Origin of the sequence: Bradyrhizobium sp. AZCC 2176 (genome assembly GCF_036924645.1) — a bacterium.
Classification (GTDB): domain Bacteria; phylum Pseudomonadota; class Alphaproteobacteria; order Rhizobiales; family Xanthobacteraceae; genus Bradyrhizobium.
In genome coordinates this window covers 1,575,341-1,594,359 of the sequence record NZ_JAZHRX010000001.1, presented here as the reverse complement: position 1 = coordinate 1,594,359, position 19,019 = coordinate 1,575,341, and the positions used below count along the sequence as shown (strand labels likewise).

Here is a 19,019-nt window from a genome sequence, read left to right as displayed (position 1 = left end):
TAGTCACCAAGCTCGGCGGCGCGATCGCGGAAACCTGCCTGGCGCATGAAGCCGAACAGTGACTGCGGCGCCTTGCTATCCGCGAATGCGTTGCTCGATGTTGGCGGCCGGTCCCCCCGCGCGCACGTTGCGAGTGCCTGATGGATGGGCTTGTGAGCCCGCGAAGCTTTTCCACGGACCAATCGTTTCGACGATGATATTAATTCCGGCCACCGCGCTTTCGATCTGGCGCTGCACGCTGTCGACCTCGGACTTCAGGAATTCCTGCATTTTCTGGAGTTCGGAAGCCAGCTTGTGAAGTTCGTCTATCGAATTTGAGGTCAACCGGGCGACGGACGAGTTGAATCGCTCGGTGCTGATCTCCAACGGACCAGCGGGATTCGATTTCTCTTTGCCGGGTTGTGTCGCCAGCGTCTCCTCCGGCGGAGGCGTTTTCTCGTCGGGTGCGGCAGACGTTGGGGTATCCATCAGCTTCTCCCTTCGTGCCCCCGGCCCGCTGCAATAGTCGTCGTTGAGTCGTTAGGCGATTTGGTGGCGTGGCGGTGGCGATCCATGGTCAGGCTCGAGTTTCCGGTCTACCCCGGTTAAACTTCGACTGTCATATGCGCACTAAGAATGCCACGCCCTAATTCACCAGCCGCACCGCGCCTGTGTCGCTGACATCGTAGCCGCCGAGCTCGGCGGCGCGATCGCGGAAGCTCGGCTGGCGCATGAAGTCGAACAGTGCCTGCGGTCCCTTCATGAAGTAGTCGCGCTGCCGCAGCACCAGATCAAAGCGCTCCCAGGCGAGCGGCAGGAAATCGAGCCCGGCCGAACGCGCGACCGATCGCGTGGCGATGCCGCAATCGATGCGACCGGCCCGGATCGCCTGGGCGATGTCGGGGCCGGTCGGAAAGGCGGGTTTTGCCAGTTTCAAATCGTCGAGGCTGATGCCGGCGCGCGCCAATAGCGCGAGCAACAGCAATTGCGCGCCGGCGCCGGCGGGGCGCTGCGCCATGCGCACGCGCGTTGTCGCGATCGAGGCCATGTCGCTCAAGTCCAGCGGATTGCCCGGCGCAACGAGAATGCCCTGTTCGCGCCGTGCAAAACTCAGCACCACGGCGTCGTGCAATCCCGCCGCATCGGCGACCGCGTCGAGATTGGCCGTTTCGTCGTCGCCATCCAGGCGATGCAGATGGATCGCCGCGACCATCACCTCACCACGCGTCAGCCGCCGCAGGCCTTCCTCGCTGCCTTCGGGCAGGCTGGCGAGGCCGGAATTGCTTTCGCGCAGCGCCCATTCCAGCAGCGGATCGTGGCTGCCGCCGATGATCGGGGGTGCTGCGACCTGCGCCAGCGCGGCGGGCGCGAGCAGGCCGGCGGACACCCAGCGGTCCAGCGCGGTGCGCGGAAATAGCCAGCGCCCGGTCACCTTGCTGCAGGGCACGGCGCGGTTCGCCACCAGCTCGTAGAGCTTGCGCTCGGAGAGCCGCAAATACTCGGCCGCTTCGTCCGTGGTGAACAATTCCGGCATAGGAACCTGTATGCATATGAATGCAGGTGATACGAAAATTGACCATATCAGTACCATCTGCGCAAGATGCCCGCCGAACGGAGTTTCCATGCCCAACGATGTTTCTGCTATTCAACTCGTGCTCAGCGGCGATCCCGCGCTGTTTGCCATCGTGCGGCTGTCGCTCTACGTGAGCCTGTCCGCGGTGGTACTGGCCGCGCTGATCGGCATTCCCCTGGGCGCCTGGATCGCGCTGACGCGATTTCCCGGGCGCCAGGGCGTCATCGTCCTGCTCAACGCCTTGATGGGCCTGCCGCCGGTCGTCGTCGGTCTCGCGGTCTATCTGGCGCTGTCGCGCTCCGGGCCGCTCGGCGCGTTCGGCCTGCTGTTCACGGCGGGCGCGATGATCATCGCGCAGACCGTGCTGGTCACGCCGATCATCGCCGCGCTGACGCGGCAGACCATCGAGGATCTCTGGATCGAATACCGCGACGAACTCACCGCGATGAATCTCGGTCCCGTGGGCCGCGTCACGGCACTGATCTGGGACGCGCGCTTCAGCCTGGTCACCGCGCTGCTCGCCGGCTTCGGCCGTGCGGCGGCGGAAGTCGGCGCCATCATCATCGTCGGCGGCAATATCGAAGGCTTTACCCGCACCATGACGACGGCGATTGCGCTGGAAACGTCCAAGGGCGACCTGCCGCTCGCGGTCGGCCTCGGCCTCGTGCTGATCGCGATCGTGATCGCCGTCAACGCGCTGGCCTGGACTGCCCGCCGCGCCGGCGAACGACTGGCGGGATGACCATGCGCGCACCTTCGAGCGAACTGCCGATTGAATTCGATGGCGTCACGGTTGCGGCAGGTCCCGTTACCATCCTCGACGATATCGCGCTGACGCTGCTGCCGGGCCCACCCACCATGCTGATCGGTCCCAACGGCTCGGGCAAATCCACGCTGCTGCGCGTCGCGATGGGGCTACTCGCGCCTTCGCGCGGCCGCATCACCTGGGGCGGCCTGGAACATGTCCCGCCGCTCAAGCGCGCGATCGTGTTTCAGCGCCCGGCGATGCTCCGGCGCAGCGCCGCCGCCAACATCCGCTTTGCGCTGCGCGCCGCCGGTGTGCCGCGCGCGGAGCATGCGCGCCGCGTCAGTGAACTGCTCGAACTGGTCGGCCTCGGACACCTGGCCGACCGCGCCGCGCGAAGGCTATCCGGCGGCGAGCAGCAGCGGCTGGCGCTGGCGCGGGCGCTCGCGCGCGATCCCGCCGTGCTGTTTCTCGATGAGCCGACCGCCAGCCTCGATCCGGTAGCCACCAAGGCGGTGGAGGACATCATCCGCACTGTGAGCGAACGTAACATCAAGGTCGTGATGGCGACCCATGATCTCGGCGAGGCGCGCAGGCTCGCCGGCGACATCGTCATGCTTCACCGCGGCCGCATCGTGGAGACCGGCGCCGGCGCGCCGTTCTTCGATAGGCCGCAAACCGCCGAGGCCAAAACGTTCCTCGCAGGCGAGCTACTGGTTTGATGGAAGGAAGATACCCATGAAGATGCTCACCCGCCGTCTGGTGATCGCAGCGGCCGCCCTCGTATTCGCAGGCCACGCCTTCGCACAGGATAAATCGATCGTGGTGGCCTCCACCACCTCGACGCAGGATTCCGGCCTGTTCGGCCACTTACTTCCGATGTTCAAGGCCAAGACCGGCATCGACGTCAAGGTGGTGGCGCAGGGCACCGGACAGGCGCTCGATACCGCGCGCCGCGGCGATGCCGATGTCGTGTTCGTCCACGCCAAACCGGCCGAAGAAAAATTCGTCGCCGAGAGTTTTGGCGTCAAGCGCCACCCCGTGATGTACAACGACTTCATCCTGGTCGGCCCGAAGAGCGATCCGGCCGGCCTCAAGGGAACGAAGGACATCGTTGCAGCGCTCACCGCGATCAAGGCCAAGGGCGCCGACTTCATCTCACGCGGCGACAAGTCCGGCACCCATCAGGCCGAGCTCAACCTCTGGAAGGTCGCCGGCATCGACATCGCCAAGGACAAGGGTCCCTGGTACAAGGAGATCGGGCAGGGCATGGGCGCGGCGCTGAATACAGCCTCCGCCTCCAACGCCTATGTGCTCGCCGATCGCGGCAGCTGGCTGTCGTTCAAGAACCGCGGCGACCTCGCAATCGCGGTCGCAGGCGACAAGCGCCTGTTCAACCAGTATGGCGTCATGCTGGTGAACCCGGAAAAACATCCGAGCGTCAACAAGGATCTCGGCCAGCAGTTCATCGACTGGCTGGTATCGGCGGAGGGCCAGAAGGCGATCGCCGACTACAAGGTCAACGGTGAGCAGTTGTTCTATCCCAACGCCGGCGATTCCGGCGCGTGATGGCGATGCGGATTTCGACGCGAGCCCGGTCGTGCTGCAGGTGAGCGGCGTGGCGCCGGACACCATCGCGGTCACGCTCGCTCGCTCCGGCGCGATAGCGTTGCAATCACCGCTCTGCACGGTCGATAGGTCGGCACTCTCGTCGCAGACGCTCTCGCGTTAATCTACATGAACATCCGTTTAAGCAAGCAGTCTCGGGCTTTATGTCGCACGCCGGAACGTCACGCGTGCCGGCCGGTTAGCCACGACACGTTCACTGGAGTTCGATGATGAAGAAGCTAGCTATCGTGTTTGCCGTTGGTGCTGCCGCCGTGATGGGAGGCTCCGCCTACGCTGCCGACAACGCGGTGAAGTCGAAGCCCTCGACGGATACGGCGCAATCCCGGCAATCCTCGACCGACATCAGCGCGCAATACCGCTATCGCCATTGGCATGGCCATCACCATCACCACTGGCGCCACCATCATTACCGGCCGTACTACGGGAGCGTACAACTACTATGCCCCGCGCCGGTACGGCTATTACGGTCCCCGCTACTACGGCGGCGGCCCCGGTGTCACCTTCAGCTTCGGCGGCGGCTATCGCGGCTGGTAAGAAGACCAGGAGGTCAAACAAAAAGCCCGCGAGCTACGCGGGCTTTTTTATGGGCGCTCCCCATTGCCGGCTGACGCCGCGTCATCTTGCCTCGGTCGGATCTGGCAAAAATCGACTTGGAAAAATCGACCTGACGTGACGGGATGGCCCGTATCCTGCTTTGACAGGTTCGCGCTGACCTGATCCATTTCCATCGTCGAGCGTGACCCAGGCAGTCACCACCAGTGAGGGAGCCGGCCCCATGAAAGAGCGGGAACTTCGAGACCTGATTGCAGACGTCAAGACCGGCCGGTTGTCGCGGCGGGCCTTTGTCCAGCGAATGATTGCCGTAGGCCTTTCGGCGCCGATGGCCGGGATGATGCTGAGCCAGTCCGGGGTCGCGATGGCTGCGACCGCACTGCCCTACAAGCCGACCAAGGCCGGCGGCGGCGGCGTCTTGAAACTGATGTATTGGCAGGCCGTGACCCTGCTCAATCCGCACTTCGCCGTCGGCACCAAGGACCAGGAAGGCTGCCGGCTCTTTTACGAGCCGCTGGCGGGATGGGATGGCGACGGCAATCTGGTTCCGATGCTCGCTGCCGAGATACCGAGCAAGGAGAATGACGGATTGGCCGAGGACGGTCGCTCGGTGATCTGGAAGCTGAAACGCGGCGTCAAATGGCATGACGGCATGCCGTTCACATCAGATGATGTCGTCTTCAACTGGGAATATGCCAGAACGCCGGAGACCGCGGCGGTCTCGATCGCCAACTACAAGGACATCACGGTCGAGAAGATCGACGACTTCACCGTCCGCCTGATTTTTGCCAAGCCGACGCCGTTCTGGGCCGATGCCTTTGTCGGCAACTACGGCATGATCATCCCGAAACACCTGTTCAAGGATTACGTCGGCGCCAGGTCGCGCGAGGCGCCGCACAATCTGAAGCCGGTCGGTACCGGCCCTTATATGTTCGTGGATTTCAAGCCGGGCGACATGCTCCGCGGCAAGATCAATCCCAACTACCACGTCGCCAACCGGCCGCATTTCGATGAGGTGGAGGTCAAGGGCGGCGGCGACGCGGTGTCGGCGGCGCGCGCGGTGCTGCAGACCGGCGAATATGACTATGCCTGGAATATGCTGGTCGAAGACGAGATCCTGCAGAAGCTGGAAGCCGTCGGCAAGGGCAAGGTGAGCATCACGCCGTCAGGCAATGTCGAATTCATGTCGCTCAACTCGACCGATCCTGCGGTCGAAGTCGACGGCGAGCGCGCCAGCATCAAGACCAAACATCCGCTGTTCAGCGATCCGGCCGTGCGCCAGGCCATCAATCTCCTGATCGATCGCGCCTCGATCGAGAAATTCATCTATGGCAGAACGGCCCTGGCCACCGCCAACTTCCTCAACAATCCGGAGCGCTTCCGATCGAAAAACACCAAGTTCGAATTCAACATCGAGAAGGCCAACCAGATCCTCGAGGCCGCCGGCTGGAAAAAGGGCGGCGACGGCATTCGCGCCAAGGACGGCAAGCCGCTGAAGTTCGTGTTCCAGACCTCGATCAATGCGCCCAGGCAGAAGACCCAGGCCATCTTCAAGCAGGCGTGCCAGAAAGCGGGCATCGACGTCGAACTGAAGTCGGTGGTGGGATCGGTGTTCTTCTCCTCCGATACTGCCAATCCCGACACCTACACGCATTTCTATTGCGACGCGCAGATGTACAACACCACCATGCCGCAGGCCGATCCGCAGTTCTTCATGAACCAGTATGTGTCGTGGCAGGTGGCGAATAAGGAAAACAAGTGGCAGGGGCGCAATGTCTCGCGCTGGCAAAGCAAGGAATACGACGAGATCTACAAGCAGGTCGAACGGGAGCTCGACGCGGTGAAGCGCGCGGCTTTGTTCATCAAGCTCAACGACCTCGTCGTAACAGACAATTACATCCAGCCCATCATCTCCCGCACCCGGGTCGCTGCGCTCGGCGCCAAGCTGACCGCGCATATCTCGGGCTGGGACAACGATCTGTGGCAGCTCGCGAGCTGGTACCGGGACGCGTGAGATCAGGCCTTCGGATGTGGCGGGCGTCACGTGTCGATCGCGTGCACCGTCACCGCAAGTCCACAAAAAGAAGCCCGCGGGCGACGCGGGCTTCTTTTCATTTGGCGATAGATCGATAGCTACAATTCCCGCGCGGCCCTCGATGACTTCGTGCGGCCAGCGGTAGAAGAAGCCGACGCGAGACGCACGGCTTGTTTTCCCGGCTTGCGCGCCGATGCCTTGGCCGCCAGCAGGACCGCGCGGGCATTTGTCTTTCGGGATGCCACGCCGCCACGTCCGGCCGCCGAACTAGCGGCAACGCGCAGCTTCCTCGCAGCCGCGTTCCTCTTCTCCTCGGCCTCGTCAGCCTCTGCCTTGCGCAACAGCGCGCTGGCGGAAGGCGTCAGGTCGACATTCACAGCCGCGATCTGGTCCTGTCGTGACAGGCCGCCGACGCCCTCGCATGGCGCCTTCTGCGGCAGATCGGTCGGCATGTGGACGGTGCTCTCTTCGTCGGTCCAGGCTTCGGCCTTGTGGCCGGTGATGATCTTGACGTAAGCGCGCGTTTCCTTCGGGAGCGCGCCGCGTCGCGAAAGCCACCTCTCGATCCTGCCGCCGCCCGCATTGTAGGCGGCCGCCGCAAGCCCAAGATTTCCGAACTGATTGTAAAGCTTGCGAAGAAATTTTGCCGATGCAGGAATCGCCTGCAGCGGATCGAACGGGTTTTTCAAGCCCATTTCGACCGCCGTTTGCGGCATGAATTGCGCAATGCCCTGCGCGCCTGCATGACTGACTTCTTCGGAACGAAACCTGCTTTCCTGCCACAGCAAGCGCACGAGAAATCCGATCGGGATCTCGTTTTCCTCAGCGGCAGTCCTGACCGCTTCGCAGATCACATTCGATGGCGCGGGTTCCTCGTTGATCGACGCAGCGGCATGAACTGCGGCATCGGCCGCCATCATCGTCTCGGATGACGCGGCAACACTTGTTGGCTTCTCTCCTTGCGAAGATTCAGCCGACGCAGTCACAGTTCCGGCTTGGGAGTTCGATGGTGCGGCGGGTTCCGCTTCGGCGACGACGAAAGATGGTTCCGTCCATACTGACTTGATATTGGAACTTTCAAAATCCGCGGCGACTGCAAACGCAGCAATCACAGCGGCGAAAAGATATCGCATCAACTTTCCATCCATGGTGGGTGATGGCCGGCCGGATAGAAGTTGGATGTGGACATTTCGCGGATGAACTGCGGCAGAGCGATGGCTTTCGTGCCCGTAATTCTACCGAGGGAACTTGGCAATGCGCGTGAGAGCGTTTTCAAGCGAAGTGGAAGCCGGTTCGCGTAAAGAAAACGCGTTAAATCAAGAATCGAGAGACCCGTTCCGATGTAATCGGAACGGAACAGGTTCTCGTGGGCCGATTGCCTACATCGCTCTTTACGCGGCGCTGTATGGTGCGTTTGGCGTGGCCTCGCCGTTCTGGCCGAAATTTTTCGAGACCAGAGCGCTGGCGCCTGAGCAGATCGGCATCATCCTGGCGGCTGCATTGTTGATGCGGCTTGTCGCCGGTCCCCTTGTCGGAATCTTCGCCGATGTCGTGCAATCGTTGCGCCTTGTGCTCGCATCCTGCATTGGCTTAGCGGCCGCAACAGCCGTTGCATTGCTGTGGGCCGATGGCTTCTGGCTGTTGCTTCTGGTGGCGTTGGTTCAAGCAGCAGCGCTGGCGCCGACGACATCGATCGCCGACGCGTTGTCGGTCAACGCAGCCAGGCCACAGAGGGCGGGGAGGCCGTTTGAATACGGCTGGATTCGCGGTTCGGCGTCCGCGGCTTTCGTTTGCGGCACGCTGCTCGTCGGGCAGCTCATAAGCCCAACCGACCTCACGCGGGTGATCTGGCTGAACGCTGCGCTGCTGATCGCCGCCGCCGGCGCAACCGCGTTGGTTCCCAAGGTCCCCAATCAACTGGCGCGGCATGGCGGTACATCGCAGATTGCGCGCGCGGTTCGCGGGCTTGTTGCGATCGCGCGGTTTCGAATTCTGCTTCTCGTCTCGGCGCTGATCTATGGCAGCCACGCCACGCATGATGCATTTGCCGTGATCCGGTGGAGCAATGCTGGAATAGACACGTCCGTCATCAGCTTGTTGTGGTCGGAAGCGGTTGCCGCAGAAGTCATCGTGTTCTTTCTGGCCGGTCCGGCGTTGCTCAGGCGGTTCGGGGCGCGTAATGCGGCTGCGCTCGCCGCCGCGGCCGGAATCTTGCGTTGGTCGATCGCCGGCGTAACGAATTCGGTCACGGTGCTCGCGCTTCTGCAGCCGCTGCACGGATTGACCTTCGCGCTGCTCCATCTCGCCTGCATGCGCATGATGGCCGCGCTCGTTCCCACTCACCTGGCTGCGACGGCACAGGCGCTTTACGCCTTTGGGGCAGGCGCGGTGACCGCGGCCCTGACGCTGTTTTCAGGTTTTTTCTATGCCAGCTATGGTGGCGGGGCCTTCGTCGTGATGGCCATTCTCTGCGGCATCGCCGTGCCGCTTGTCTGGTTTGGCTTTACCGACGCGCGGGAACCAGCACCCTTGCGCCGCCGCGATACGACCGCAACTCGATGACGGTTGCCTTAAGTCAACGCGGTCCGGCCGCAGTCAAGCCGCCAGCGTAAAAGCTTCGTGCACGGACGACTGGACCGAGCCGCCTGTCACCGCTCCGCCGCCGGCAACGTAGATCGCATCGCCAATGGTGGTAGCGCCCACCGCATGCCTCGGCGTCGTCATCGGTGCATGAGACTGCCAGGTGTTCGTCTGGGGATCGTAACTCTCCATCTGCCCGAATACGGCGGCTTGCGTAATCTGACCTCTGTCCTGCACGCCGTATTCGCCGCCCATCGCGAAGAAGCGGTCGCGGTAGACAACGAGGCCGTGGCCGGAACGCGCCGTAGGTAGCGGCGCGCGCTCCTTCCATGTGTCGAGTGACGGCAGGTAAGCGTGGTGAAGATCGGTGTTGTATTCAAAGGTGTTGAAGCGGCCGCCGATGATATGGATCATGCCGTTGTAAGCAACGGCTCCGACATGGTCGCGCGCCGCCGGCAGCGCTTTTCGGATTTCCCACTTGTCGGCTTGCGGATCATAGACCTCATGCCAACCGACGCTCGCTCGCTCATTGGTGGGAGCCCCGGCGCCGCCGATCAGATGTATCTTTCCGTCAAGCGCGAGCGCTGCGGCAGCGCCGCGCGAACGCGAGAGGGGCGCGATGGTCGTCCACTTGTCGGCAGCCACATCGTAGGCATACGCATTCGGATCCGGATTGCGATTCTGTTCGATGAAGCCGCCAAGCGCGTAGACCCGGCCGGCATCCGCCACGACAGCGACGTGGTTGGCGCCGCGCGGCAATGGCGCGGCGTTGAACCATCGGTCATCACGGGGATCGTAAACATGATGATAGGCGCGGTCGACGCGTCCTTCGCCATAGCCGCCGACAATATGCATCCGCCCCGCCCAGGCTGTGGCCCAGGCCATTTCACTTCGCGGCAGCGGCAACGCCGCCTTGGGCATCCAGTGTCCCGGCGGGCCCTTCGGCGCGGGGCTTTCGATCTTTCGCTGAGCCATCTGCTCGGTCGTGAGGTGATGCGGCGTGCCTCCCTGCAGTCTGGCGAATGGGTCGGACGCGGGTGCTGCTTCAGGTAGCGCCGCGCCTGGCGGCGTGCCATGGCCGGAATGCTGAGCCAGTGCCGGCGTGCAGCAGATGGTTGCGCTCGCAGCGCCGGCAACGAAAGCCCTCCTGTTCAGACGCGGCAGATCGGAAGTCGACGACATGAGAACTCCTGAGCTGGCGTGGCTGGATCATCAATGGTCGTAACAAAGGCGATCGCGGTCAAGACGACAACGGCGGGAACTGCCGCGCCGATGCACTCAATTGCAGGTGAAGTTACGGCCTGGCTTTCAGCTTCGGCGCTGGCGGCGATCGCAGCCGCGCCAAGGGATCGAAGCGATGGCAGGAAATCGGCAAGGAATTTCGCACATCAGAAGATAGCCCGTCGCCACCGTCTTGACGATCGCGCGGCTGCGCAAACGCACCAGTATCAAGATAATTCGGTAGTCGGCGGCTTCGCGGCCGGAATAAACGCAAATCCTTCCCCCTCTTCAACTACTCTACCGATACCTGGTCGACCTAGGTGAGCGCCGGCTAGCCAAATATGTGTATCCGCTGCACCTTGAAGCAACTTGATCCGGTTAGCCCTCGCTATGGACTCGTCATCGTCATGGGCCCAAGTAAGCTCGGGACGGGCAAACTGTGCAGCAGGAACGTGGATCAGGTCGCCGCAGAATAAGATATCGTCGTCGCCAGCGCTGAGGAGATAACCCATATGGCCCGGAGCATGGCCAGGTATTGCCACCGCCAGTAAATGATCGGCCAGCCGGTCTCCTCCGTTAATGGGGGCAAGGAGAGGACGAAACTCCTCTAGCTTTGGCTCGGCAAGAAACTCCTCAACGGCGTCTTGCCCTATCATAATCTTCCTCAGGCTGTTAAATGCTCGTCGACCGTCAGGCATTAGGAGACCATTGATGTGGTCGCCATGAGCATGAGTGAGGGCGATCACAGTGATCGATGACGTTTCGACGCCTGCCTCCGCCATCGCCTCCACGAGGTGACCCATGGACGGGTCCCAACTCCCACCCGCTCCACAATCAATCAATACGCGGTCGATGCCAGAGCGATCGAATAGGAAGCAGTTGACCGACAATCGAACCAGCGAATCGTCCTGCTGTGGCGATTCGGCCGGCTTGCACATTTTGTTGTTGGGATGCCTGAGAGATTCTGCGGGCAGGTCGACATATCCGTCAGAGAGTGACCAAATCTTCCACGATCCCGAAGCGCAGCCGAAGGTATTGGCGCCTTGTGACAGAAATTCCACGGACAACCTGCCAAGCGTGTGATGAAATTTTGTAAAGTAGCACTGAACCGTTAGGTTTTCGAAGTCATCACTTTCTGAGCGATCTTCCAGGTTCCGTTGACCTTCAAGCATGACAACATGTCCGTGAAGTAACGCGGCGGAATCTGCAATTTCAACTTCACAAGCGCGAGCTCTCCTTCAACGTCTATCGATAGGACCTGATCGTGGCGCTCCAGGCCCTGTTGTTTCGGAGCTTTCAAGTTGCGGACGGCTGCTAGCCACGTCGCAATTGGCGTCACGCTCACGTTGCCGTCGTCGCCGACCTTGGTCACGGAACTCGAGGGGTGAAATATGGACGCAAACTTGTCAGCATCCATTTCGTAGGCACCGTCGAAATAGGTCTGCGCTAAAGAGCGCAAGGCACGAGCATCGGTATCCATAAGCTTGCTATCCATGAGGTTGTTGTTTGGAACGGGAGGAGACTGCGCATGGCTGAAAGTCCGGTCTCCAAGCATCAAACCAGGAGCGCTGACGAGCGTAGCTCCAAAAGTCACGCTGGCAGATCGGCTCAAAAATGCTCGTCGATCCATTTTGCTTTTCCAAAAAGTCCCCGTGAACTTAAGTTGCGTTCTTCAGATAAAGGCTGAAATTGCCGGGTATATCCGTCCCAAGTTGTTACAACGAACAGCTCATAGCCCCAGCTACCTGTGCCGAGCGCCAAGCCGGCCAAAACGCGCGGAAAGTTGCCTCAAGTCTCCTTGTTGCCCAAACCTAGGACAAAGTAGCTTATGAAACTAGCCGCGTTGGACAACATGGGGTTATGAATGATATTCATAAATCATGAGAAACGAACTGAACGAACTCGCTACGTTTGCAATCGTCGCCAGAGAACGAAGCTTTACGCGGGCGGCGGCAAAGATTGGTGTGTCTCAGTCTGCCCTGAGCCACACGATCCGGGGACTTGAGCAGCGGCTTGAGCTGCAGCTTCTTGCTCGAACAACCAAGAGCGTCGCACCAACAGCTGCAGGGGCAGCTCTCTTGAAAGAATTGGCTCCGGCACTTGAGCAAATTGCTCGTGCTATCAATGAAGCCCGAAACGTTCGGCACCGACCTGCAGGACGCCTTCGAATTGTAATGTCCCGGTCGGCTGCTGTGATGGTATTGTTGCCGCGGCTCACCGCATTCGCGGAGGCCTACCCTGACATCGTTCTTGACGTTGTTACTGTCACTGGCCCTGTAGACCTCGTTGCGGGCGAGTTCGACGCCGGTATTCAACTCGGTGAGTACATTCAAAAGGACATGATCGCAGTGCGGGTCACCCAGGAGCTGCGATTGGCGGTGGTCGGATCGCCCAGCTATTTTTCATCACGAAACATTCCTCGGAAGCCCAAGGATCTAAATGACCATCGATGCATAGGCCTGCGTCTTCCGGGCGGTCCATATCGGTGGGAATTCGAGAAAGGACGAAAGGCGGTCACGGTCGGCGTGAATGGCCCGCTTATCATCGATGATACCCATCTGGTGATTCAGGCGGCACTCGCTGGCGCCGGCCTGGGGCTCGCATTCGAAGAGCAGGTCTCAGAGTATGTTGCCAAGCGTCGCCTTATTCGTGTGCTGGAAGACTGGACGCCACCAATTCCCGGATTCTTCATGTATTACCCAAGTCGTCAGCATCAGCCGGCTGCGCTGTCTGCACTGACGAACGCGCTGCGAGCCTCTTAACAATGAAAATGAACGTTGGCGGATGAGGGCGGATGCCCGCTTGGTGCCCCTGGCCGGCAATTGCCTAATACCATAACAATCTGAATTTGCAGTAATTTTCATCGTCGATGGCTGCCGATACCAACAGAAATACCAACAAGATGACGCGCGCCATTAGCTGGCAAAAAATAAAATGGGAGGCCGCCACGGCAGCAGTCACGCTCCATGCCGATCCGGTCTGCACAATCGCCCCGACCGGAATCGAACCCGGCTCTGACTCGAAATCCAGGCGGGATCGACCTAACATGATATTGCGAGGTCAAGGGCGGGTCTTTGTCATGCGCACGCAACGCCGGCGCCGAAAGCGCCGATCGCGCGCCGCTGATCCGCGATCTGCTGGACGTCCAAAGAAAATGGCATGCCAATGTCCGACAACACGCTGAACAAGGCGCTGGGGATCATGGGCTGCGATAGCCCCTGGCGGCGACGACTGCGCGCACGGCTTCCGCTCGACCGCGTCGACCTCGCTCAACGAGTAGGCGCGTTCAACGACGATGTAGTGGAAGCCTAACTCGCCCACGAAACGGAGAAAAAAACGCCGCGGCGCGACGAGATGGTACGGCGTCAGCTTGGCAAGGGCGACAAGAACAAGATCCCGGCATCTATAGCCGTGCCCTTTTGGGCCGAACGCGTGCGTTTAATGCAGCATTAGTCTGATCGCCTCGATAGCCTGCGCACCGCCGTCTCGCTGCGCAGATCGGCGGCCTAGCTTGCCTTCGTTTCGACCCTGGGCAGCGAAGTGTGATATTCATCAACGCTATCGAGGTCGATCATCGTCTTGCCTCCCATCTTGTAGGCCCTGATCCTCTCGTGGGCGATCAACTCATAAGCCTTAGTCCTTCCGAATTTACCATAGCGGCAACCGTCCTTGAACTCGACGAGCCGGCGCCGTTTGTTGTTATCATTGTCAACCATGGGATTCTGCATGTGCTTCGATGAACCCCCCACGATCGAATCAAGCTCCGCTGAGCGAGATGGGCATTTCATGCCGCGACGTTGCCGTCGACGCGGGCTTACAAGGAGGCGCTGCCTTAGTGGTAGCTGACGAGGCTCCTGCTAACTTGTTCGACGCCACCTACGCGTAGCTCATTTGCCGGAGATCCGTGATCTATATCGCCTACGGTGCCAAATAAAAGGCTCTCTGATGCCGCCGCTAACTCCTGCGCGCTGTAGCGTGCAAATCGAACGGACCGAAGCGCTGTTGTCAAGCTCGTAGCCTGCCGCCCCCGCGCTCACTTGGCCCCGTTGGGCAACTTGCGGTGTATCAGCGCCATCGCACGCTTGGGGAATTTGCTGCCGACATTAGCAGACTATTCAAGCGGCGGGCTCGGGCGATGTTGTCGACGCGCGTGCCGCTGGCCAACAGGCCATAGTGGCGGATGCGGTGGAAGCCGTGCGGCAGGATGTGGATGAGGAAGCGGCGGATAAACTCGCCGGTTGAGAGTGTCATGAGCTTCTGGCGATCGCGACCATCGGCACGATCGTCTTTCCACCGGAAGGTGACACTGGTGCGATCGCAGGCGATCAGTCGGCTGTTGGCGATGGCGACGCGATGGGTATAGCGCGCCAGATAGGCCAGCACGGCCTGTGGCCCGCCGAACGGGCGCTTGGCATAGACCACCCATTCGGCTCAGCGTAGCGGTGCCAGATAGGCCGCGAACGCCTGCGCGTCGGCGAGAGCGGCATGATCGCCGAAGAACTTCGGGTGGCCGGCGTTGTGGACCGCATTGATCCGAAGTCGACTTCGGTCGCCCGCGTCACGTCGGCGGTTAGCCAGCCGGCTGCCGTCTCGAGCGGGTTGTTCTTTGCCACCGGGAGGCAGCGCCAGGATCAAGGCCCCATAGCCAGAGCACTGGCCCCCAGCTTTGTCTTGCGTTGTGTCCTCTATTGAGCCTTGGCGGCTTTCTTGGGATTGGGGACGAGCGCTGCGTCGCAAGCTCGCTCCCCACTGCGGGACGGCGCGCACGTTCCTCATCCAACGCTTGATGCTGTTTCGCCGTGCTCGTGGTCAGCTTTTGTCGCGCGACCGCGACTTCCTGCGCGAAGGCCGCCGTTTTCTCGCGCTCCTCTTCGAGCAATCGTGCGCTTTCCGCGGCTTCTGCCTGCTCGGGCTGCCCTGTTTCCTCGCTTGCCTTGCGCAATTGCGTCGCCTGCATCTCAATTTGTTTCCGCGCCGCGGCGAGTTCGCTCGCCTTGCGCAATTGCGCCGCTTGCATGTCAATTTCGCGCCGTGCCTCGGCGAGCGCTCGTTGCTGTTGCGCCGTGCTTGTGGTCAGCTCTTGGCGTGCGACTGCGACTTCCTGCGCGAGGGCCGCCGTTTTCTCGCGCTCCTGTTTGAGCAATGTTGCGCTCTCCGTGGCTTCCGCTTGCTTGAACTGCACGGTTTCGCTCGCCTTGCCCAATTGCGCCGCTTGCATTTCAATTTCGCGCCGTGCCTCGGCGAGCTCTCGTTGCTGTTTCGCCGTGCTCGTGGTCAGCTCTTGGCGTGCGACTGCGACTTCGTGCGCGAGGGCCGCCGTTTTCTCGCGCTCCTGTTTGAGCAATGTTGCGCTCTCTGTGGCTTCTGCCTGCTTGAGCTGCACGGTTTCGCTCGCCTGGCGCAATTGCGCCGATTGCGTCTCAACGTCCCGCTGCGCCGCAGCGAGTTCGCTCCATAGTGCGGCGCGGCGCTGGCGTTCCTCATCCCACGCTTGATGCTGTTTCGCCGTGCTCGTGGTCAGCTCTTGCCGCGCGACCGCGACTTCCTGCGCGCGGGCCGCCGTTTTCTCGCGTCCCTGTTTGAGCAATGTTGCGCTTTCTGTGGCTTCTGCCTGCTCGGGCTGCCCTGTTTCCTCGCTTGCCTTGCGCAACTGCGTCGCTTGCATCTCAATTTCGCGCTGCGCGGTCGCGAGTTCGCTCGCCGCTGCGGCGCGGCGCTGGCGTTCCTCATCCAACGCTTGATGCTGTTTCGCCGTGCTCGTGGTCAGCTCTTGTCGCACGACCGCGACTTCCTGCGCGAGGGCCGCCGTTTTTTCGCGCTCCTGTTTGAGCAATGTTGCGCTCTCTGTGGCTTCTGCCTGCTTGAGCTGCACGGTTTCGCTCGCCTGGCGCAATTGCGCCGACTGCGTCTCAACTTTGCGCTCTGCCGCAGCGAGTTCGCTCCATAGTGCGGCGCGGCGCTGGCGTTCCTCATCCAACGCTTGATGCTGTTTCGCCGTGCTCGTGGTCAGCTCTTGGCGTGCGACTGCGACTTCCTGCGCGAGGGCCGCCGTTTTCTCGCGCTCCTGTTTGAGCAATGTTGCGCTCTCTGTGGCTTCTGCCTGCTTGAGCTGCACGGTTTCGCTCGCCTGGCGCAATTGCGCCGACTGCGTCTCAACTTCGCGCCCTGCCGCAGCGAGTTCGCTCCATAGTGCGGCGCGGCGCTGGCGTTCCTCATCCAACGCTTGATGCTGTTTCGCCGTGCTCGTGGTCAGCTCTTGCCGCACGACCGCGACTTCCTGCGCGAGGGCCGCCGTTTTCTCGCGCTCCTGTTCGAGCAATGTTGCGCTCTCTGTGGCTTCTGCCTGCTTGAGCTGCACGGTTTCGCTCGCCTGGCGCAATTGCGCCGACTGCGTCTCAACTTTGCGCTCTGCCGCAGCGAGTTCGCTCCATAGTGCGGCGCGGCGCTGGCGTTCCTCATCCAACGCTTGATGCTGTTTCGCCGTGCTCGTGGTCAGCTCTTGGCGTGCGACTGCGACTTCCTGCGCGAGGGCCGCCGTTTTCTCGCGCTCCTGTTTGAGCAATGTTGCGCTCTCTGTGGCTTCTGCCTGCTTGAGCTGCACGGTTTCGCTCGCCTGGCGCAATTGCACCGATTGTTTCTGCATCTCAATTTCGCGCCGCGCCGCGGCGAGTTCGCTCGCTTTGCGCAATTGCGACGCCTGCATCTCAATTTGTTCCCGCGCCGCGGCGAGTTCGCTTGCCTTGCGCAATTGCGCCGCTTGCATGTCAATTTCGCGCCGTGCCTCGGCGAGCGCTCGTTGATGTTGCGCTGTGCTTGTGGTCAGCTTTTGTCGCGCGACCGCGGCCTCCTGCGCGAGAGCTGTCGTTTTCTCTCGCTCCTGTTCGAGCAATTGTGCGCTCTTCGCGGTTTCCGCCCGCAGCTGCGCATCGCGTTCCTCGATGATACGCCGGGCTTCGGTCAGCTCTTGCGCCAAGGCTTTGGCAGGATCCCGCTTTAAGGATTGTTCGGCTTCCGGTTCGGCCCCAACTGAAACTTGCCAGACCTGCTGCGTTTTCTCGGACGCGTTGGCGTGATCGGCCTCGATGGGGTCAGACGCCGGGAGCGCAATCTTCGGGTTCTGGCTCGGCAATTGGCTGCCTTGCGCGACGACCTGCTCGATTGCGCTGATCCTAATGATACCCGGCTGACGGGTGTCCAAGGTCGCAGAGAGAAACAGGCCGATGACCGCCGCCGCCATGGCCGCGACGAAGTAGTTAAGACGGCGCCGCGTCGATGGCCCGACCTGAAAGAAGGTGCTCGATCCATTGTCGCGCGGTATTGGATGCCAATGGGTCGGCGTGATCTTGCTGGTTTTGCCGTCTCCCCCGACCCATTCACCCGCCTCAAGCGACCAGTAGGCGACGCAGCAGTTCTCCCTCGCGTCATCTTCGAGAATGACGACTTTCCCATCTCTCGGTGCGGTCTCAATCGCGTGGCGCATGGTAAAAAGACGCCTATTCTGCGAGTAGCACGGAGCTGGATACTCCGCTGGGAGCGGCGCCTCTGACTTGATGCTCGTCAATATAAGAATTGCGCACCGTTGGAGGCATTCGCGGTTGTGGGGGAGATGGTGTTCATCGTTCACGACAAGCCTGAAAGCGGCCATGTCGGCGGCCGGTACCCTCATTGGCGAGGAGCGGCAGGCACGAGAGCAACTGCGGGCCGAGGTCGATGCGCTCCGGCTCGAACTTGCCGAGCTTCGCGGCCGGCTGGCCGAGCGCAGCAGTGCGGCGGCGGCGGCATCAACGCCGGCCAGGCTGCGGGCGATCATCGGGTGAGCGTCGTGACGGCGGCGCCAGCGCGGCAATTGCACCTGTTTCATGGCAAACGGCAGCGCGGCCGGATCGCGCCGGCACCCGACCGAATTCCAGAGCCATGCGTTTTTGCTCGACGTGACCCGCCGCTAGCTTAGTCCGCGCTTGCGGTGCATCCATACCACCAGCGGCAATACCGGTGAAGGCGAACCGGTGCAGGCGGCTCGGCGTCGTCGCCGGCTGGCCTGACTTGCAATTTGCCGGACCTGGGCGGCAGATGGTTTTCCTCGAATTGAAACGGCGCGGCTCTGGCCGGTTGTCGTCGTCGCAGGAAGCGATGCGCGACCACCTCGAGCGCTGTGGCTTTCCGTTTTTGGTCACGAGCTCGACCGCCGAGGAATCGACTGGCTGAAGCAGCACAGCATCCTGCGCGGCGGGTTTTCGGTGCAGTGATTTTCCAACGGGGCAAATGGTGATTGCTGCGAAGGTGAGAGCTGGTTAAGGACCCTTCGGAGCGAAAAAAGGTTCCCAGGAATGGCGTTGTTTTGGATCAGCCTGGCCGTCTGTATTGTGGTGTTTGGCCCAATCGCGAAGTTGAGAAGCGAGCCGCTGTGGCTCGTCGTGCCTTTGCTGCTCGTCGGCATTATGGGCATGATTTTGAAGTATGGCGGTTAAAGGCCTGTCATCACCGAAAGTTTTGCGTCACCCTCAACACCACCCCTGACGTCGTAACTCATGGTCTTGAAGCGCGTCTGCCGTTTCTCGTCTTGCAAAGGAGTGCTTTGCGCAGCCCGAACCAAAACCCGCGGCGCCACCAAAGGGCAGGAGCGGTTCTGTGAGGGCCTGCGGGCGGGGTGATGTCGGAGATGGGTCTTGGCCGTGTAAAAACACCTTTTCCAGGGAGTCGGTGAG

At 61.4% G+C, this 19,019-nt stretch carries 18 protein-coding genes and 1 pseudogene; 10 read left to right on the top strand and 9 right to left on the bottom strand.

Annotated features, from left to right (window positions below; genetic code table 11):
- Nucleotides 1-75 precede the first annotated feature (75 nt).
- The gene (locus tag V1288_RS07180) at nt 76-468 is read right to left on the bottom strand and encodes a hypothetical protein (RefSeq protein WP_334356393.1); all 393 of its coding nucleotides are present in this window, start codon (nt 466-468) and stop codon (nt 76-78) included.
- Nucleotides 469-625: 157 nt separating this feature from the next.
- Entirely contained in the window at nt 626-1,513 is an 888-nt protein-coding gene (locus V1288_RS07175) for a helix-turn-helix transcriptional regulator (RefSeq protein WP_334356392.1), read from the bottom strand.
- Between the two features lie 88 nt (nt 1,514-1,601).
- Here V1288_RS07175 and V1288_RS07170 point away from each other — a divergent pair, with 88 nt between their 5' ends.
- The 5 genes from V1288_RS07170 (at nt 1,602) to V1288_RS07150 (ending at nt 6,492) form a co-directional block, all read left to right on the top strand.
- A complete protein-coding gene (locus tag V1288_RS07170) occupies nt 1,602-2,294 on the top strand; it encodes an ABC transporter permease (protein WP_334356391.1) in 693 nt (230 codons plus the stop codon).
- Nucleotides 2,295-2,296: 2 nt separating this feature from the next.
- The gene (locus V1288_RS07165; protein ID WP_442893919.1) at nt 2,297-3,019 is read left to right on the top strand and encodes an energy-coupling factor ABC transporter ATP-binding protein; all 723 of its coding nucleotides are present in this window, start codon (nt 2,297-2,299) and stop codon (nt 3,017-3,019) included.
- A 22-nt stretch (nt 3,020-3,041) separates the two neighbouring features.
- A complete protein-coding gene (locus V1288_RS07160; RefSeq protein ID WP_334361222.1) occupies nt 3,042-3,866 on the top strand; it encodes a substrate-binding domain-containing protein in 825 nt (274 codons plus the stop codon).
- 432 nt (nt 3,867-4,298) lie between these two features.
- Nucleotides 4,299-4,460: a hypothetical protein gene (locus V1288_RS07155; protein ID WP_334356389.1), complete on the top strand. Its 162-nt coding sequence runs from the start codon at nt 4,299-4,301 to the stop codon at nt 4,458-4,460.
- A gap of 241 nt (nt 4,461-4,701) precedes the next feature.
- Nucleotides 4,702-6,492, top strand: a complete 1,791-nt coding sequence (locus tag V1288_RS07150; RefSeq protein ID WP_334356388.1) for a peptide ABC transporter substrate-binding protein — start codon at nt 4,702-4,704, stop codon at nt 6,490-6,492.
- Nucleotides 6,493-6,611: 119 nt separating this feature from the next.
- Here the strand turns inward: V1288_RS07150 and V1288_RS07145 are convergent, their stop codons facing one another.
- Entirely contained in the window at nt 6,612-7,430 is an 819-nt protein-coding gene (locus V1288_RS07145; protein WP_334356387.1) for a lytic transglycosylase domain-containing protein, read from the bottom strand.
- Nucleotides 7,431-7,767: 337 nt separating this feature from the next.
- Here V1288_RS07145 and V1288_RS07140 point away from each other — a divergent pair, with 337 nt between their 5' ends.
- The gene (locus V1288_RS07140) at nt 7,768-9,075 is read left to right on the top strand and encodes an MFS transporter (protein ID WP_334361221.1); all 1,308 of its coding nucleotides are present in this window, start codon (nt 7,768-7,770) and stop codon (nt 9,073-9,075) included.
- A 33-nt stretch (nt 9,076-9,108) separates the two neighbouring features.
- Here V1288_RS07140 and V1288_RS07135 read toward each other — a convergent pair whose 3' ends face one another.
- From V1288_RS07135 to V1288_RS07125, 3 genes are all read right to left on the bottom strand, one after another.
- A complete protein-coding gene (locus V1288_RS07135) occupies nt 9,109-10,275 on the bottom strand; it encodes a Kelch repeat-containing protein (protein WP_334356386.1) in 1,167 nt (388 codons plus the stop codon).
- A gap of 266 nt (nt 10,276-10,541) precedes the next feature.
- Nucleotides 10,542-11,486: an MBL fold metallo-hydrolase gene (locus V1288_RS07130; RefSeq protein WP_334356385.1), complete on the bottom strand. Its 945-nt coding sequence runs from the start codon at nt 11,484-11,486 to the stop codon at nt 10,542-10,544.
- Nucleotides 11,426-11,944, bottom strand: coding sequence for a nuclear transport factor 2 family protein (locus V1288_RS07125; RefSeq protein WP_334356384.1), 519 nt, complete (start codon nt 11,942-11,944; stop codon nt 11,426-11,428). Before V1288_RS07125 ends, V1288_RS07130 begins: the two co-directional genes overlap by 61 nt.
- Nucleotides 11,945-12,191: 247 nt before the next feature.
- On the opposite strand from V1288_RS07125, the gene V1288_RS07120 reads away from it, so the two are divergent.
- Together V1288_RS07120 and V1288_RS07115 are read left to right on the top strand one after the other, a co-directional pair.
- Nucleotides 12,192-13,076 (top strand): LysR substrate-binding domain-containing protein, encoded by an 885-nt coding sequence (locus V1288_RS07120; RefSeq protein ID WP_334361220.1) that lies wholly within the window; start codon nt 12,192-12,194, stop codon nt 13,074-13,076.
- A gap of 397 nt (nt 13,077-13,473) precedes the next feature.
- Nucleotides 13,474-13,626: a hypothetical protein gene (locus V1288_RS07115; RefSeq protein WP_334356383.1), complete on the top strand. Its 153-nt coding sequence runs from the start codon at nt 13,474-13,476 to the stop codon at nt 13,624-13,626.
- A 194-nt stretch (nt 13,627-13,820) separates the two neighbouring features.
- Here V1288_RS07115 and V1288_RS07110 read toward each other — a convergent pair whose 3' ends face one another.
- The 3 genes and pseudogenes from V1288_RS07110 to V1288_RS07100 all read right to left on the bottom strand — a co-directional run bounded on the left by V1288_RS07110 (nt 13,821) and on the right by V1288_RS07100 (nt 17,794).
- Complete coding sequence (locus tag V1288_RS07110) at nt 13,821-14,030, bottom strand: hypothetical protein (protein WP_334356382.1); 210 nt, start codon at nt 14,028-14,030, stop codon at nt 13,821-13,823.
- A 400-nt stretch (nt 14,031-14,430) separates the two neighbouring features.
- A pseudogene (locus V1288_RS07105) lies at nt 14,431-14,850 on the bottom strand (IS91 family transposase); the annotation flags it as partial.
- A gap of 34 nt (nt 14,851-14,884) precedes the next feature.
- Nucleotides 14,885-17,794 carry a hypothetical protein gene (locus V1288_RS07100; RefSeq protein WP_334356381.1) on the bottom strand — a complete coding sequence of 970 codons (2,910 nt, stop codon included), beginning with the start codon at nt 17,792-17,794 and terminating at the stop codon, nt 14,885-14,887.
- A 163-nt stretch (nt 17,795-17,957) separates the two neighbouring features.
- On the opposite strand from V1288_RS07100, the gene V1288_RS07095 reads away from it, so the two are divergent.
- Nucleotides 17,958-18,131: a hypothetical protein gene (locus V1288_RS07095; protein ID WP_334356380.1), complete on the top strand. Its 174-nt coding sequence runs from the start codon at nt 17,958-17,960 to the stop codon at nt 18,129-18,131.
- A gap of 510 nt (nt 18,132-18,641) precedes the next feature.
- A complete protein-coding gene (locus tag V1288_RS07090; protein WP_334356379.1) occupies nt 18,642-18,782 on the top strand; it encodes a hypothetical protein in 141 nt (46 codons plus the stop codon).
- Nucleotides 18,783-19,019: the final 237 nt, after the last annotated feature.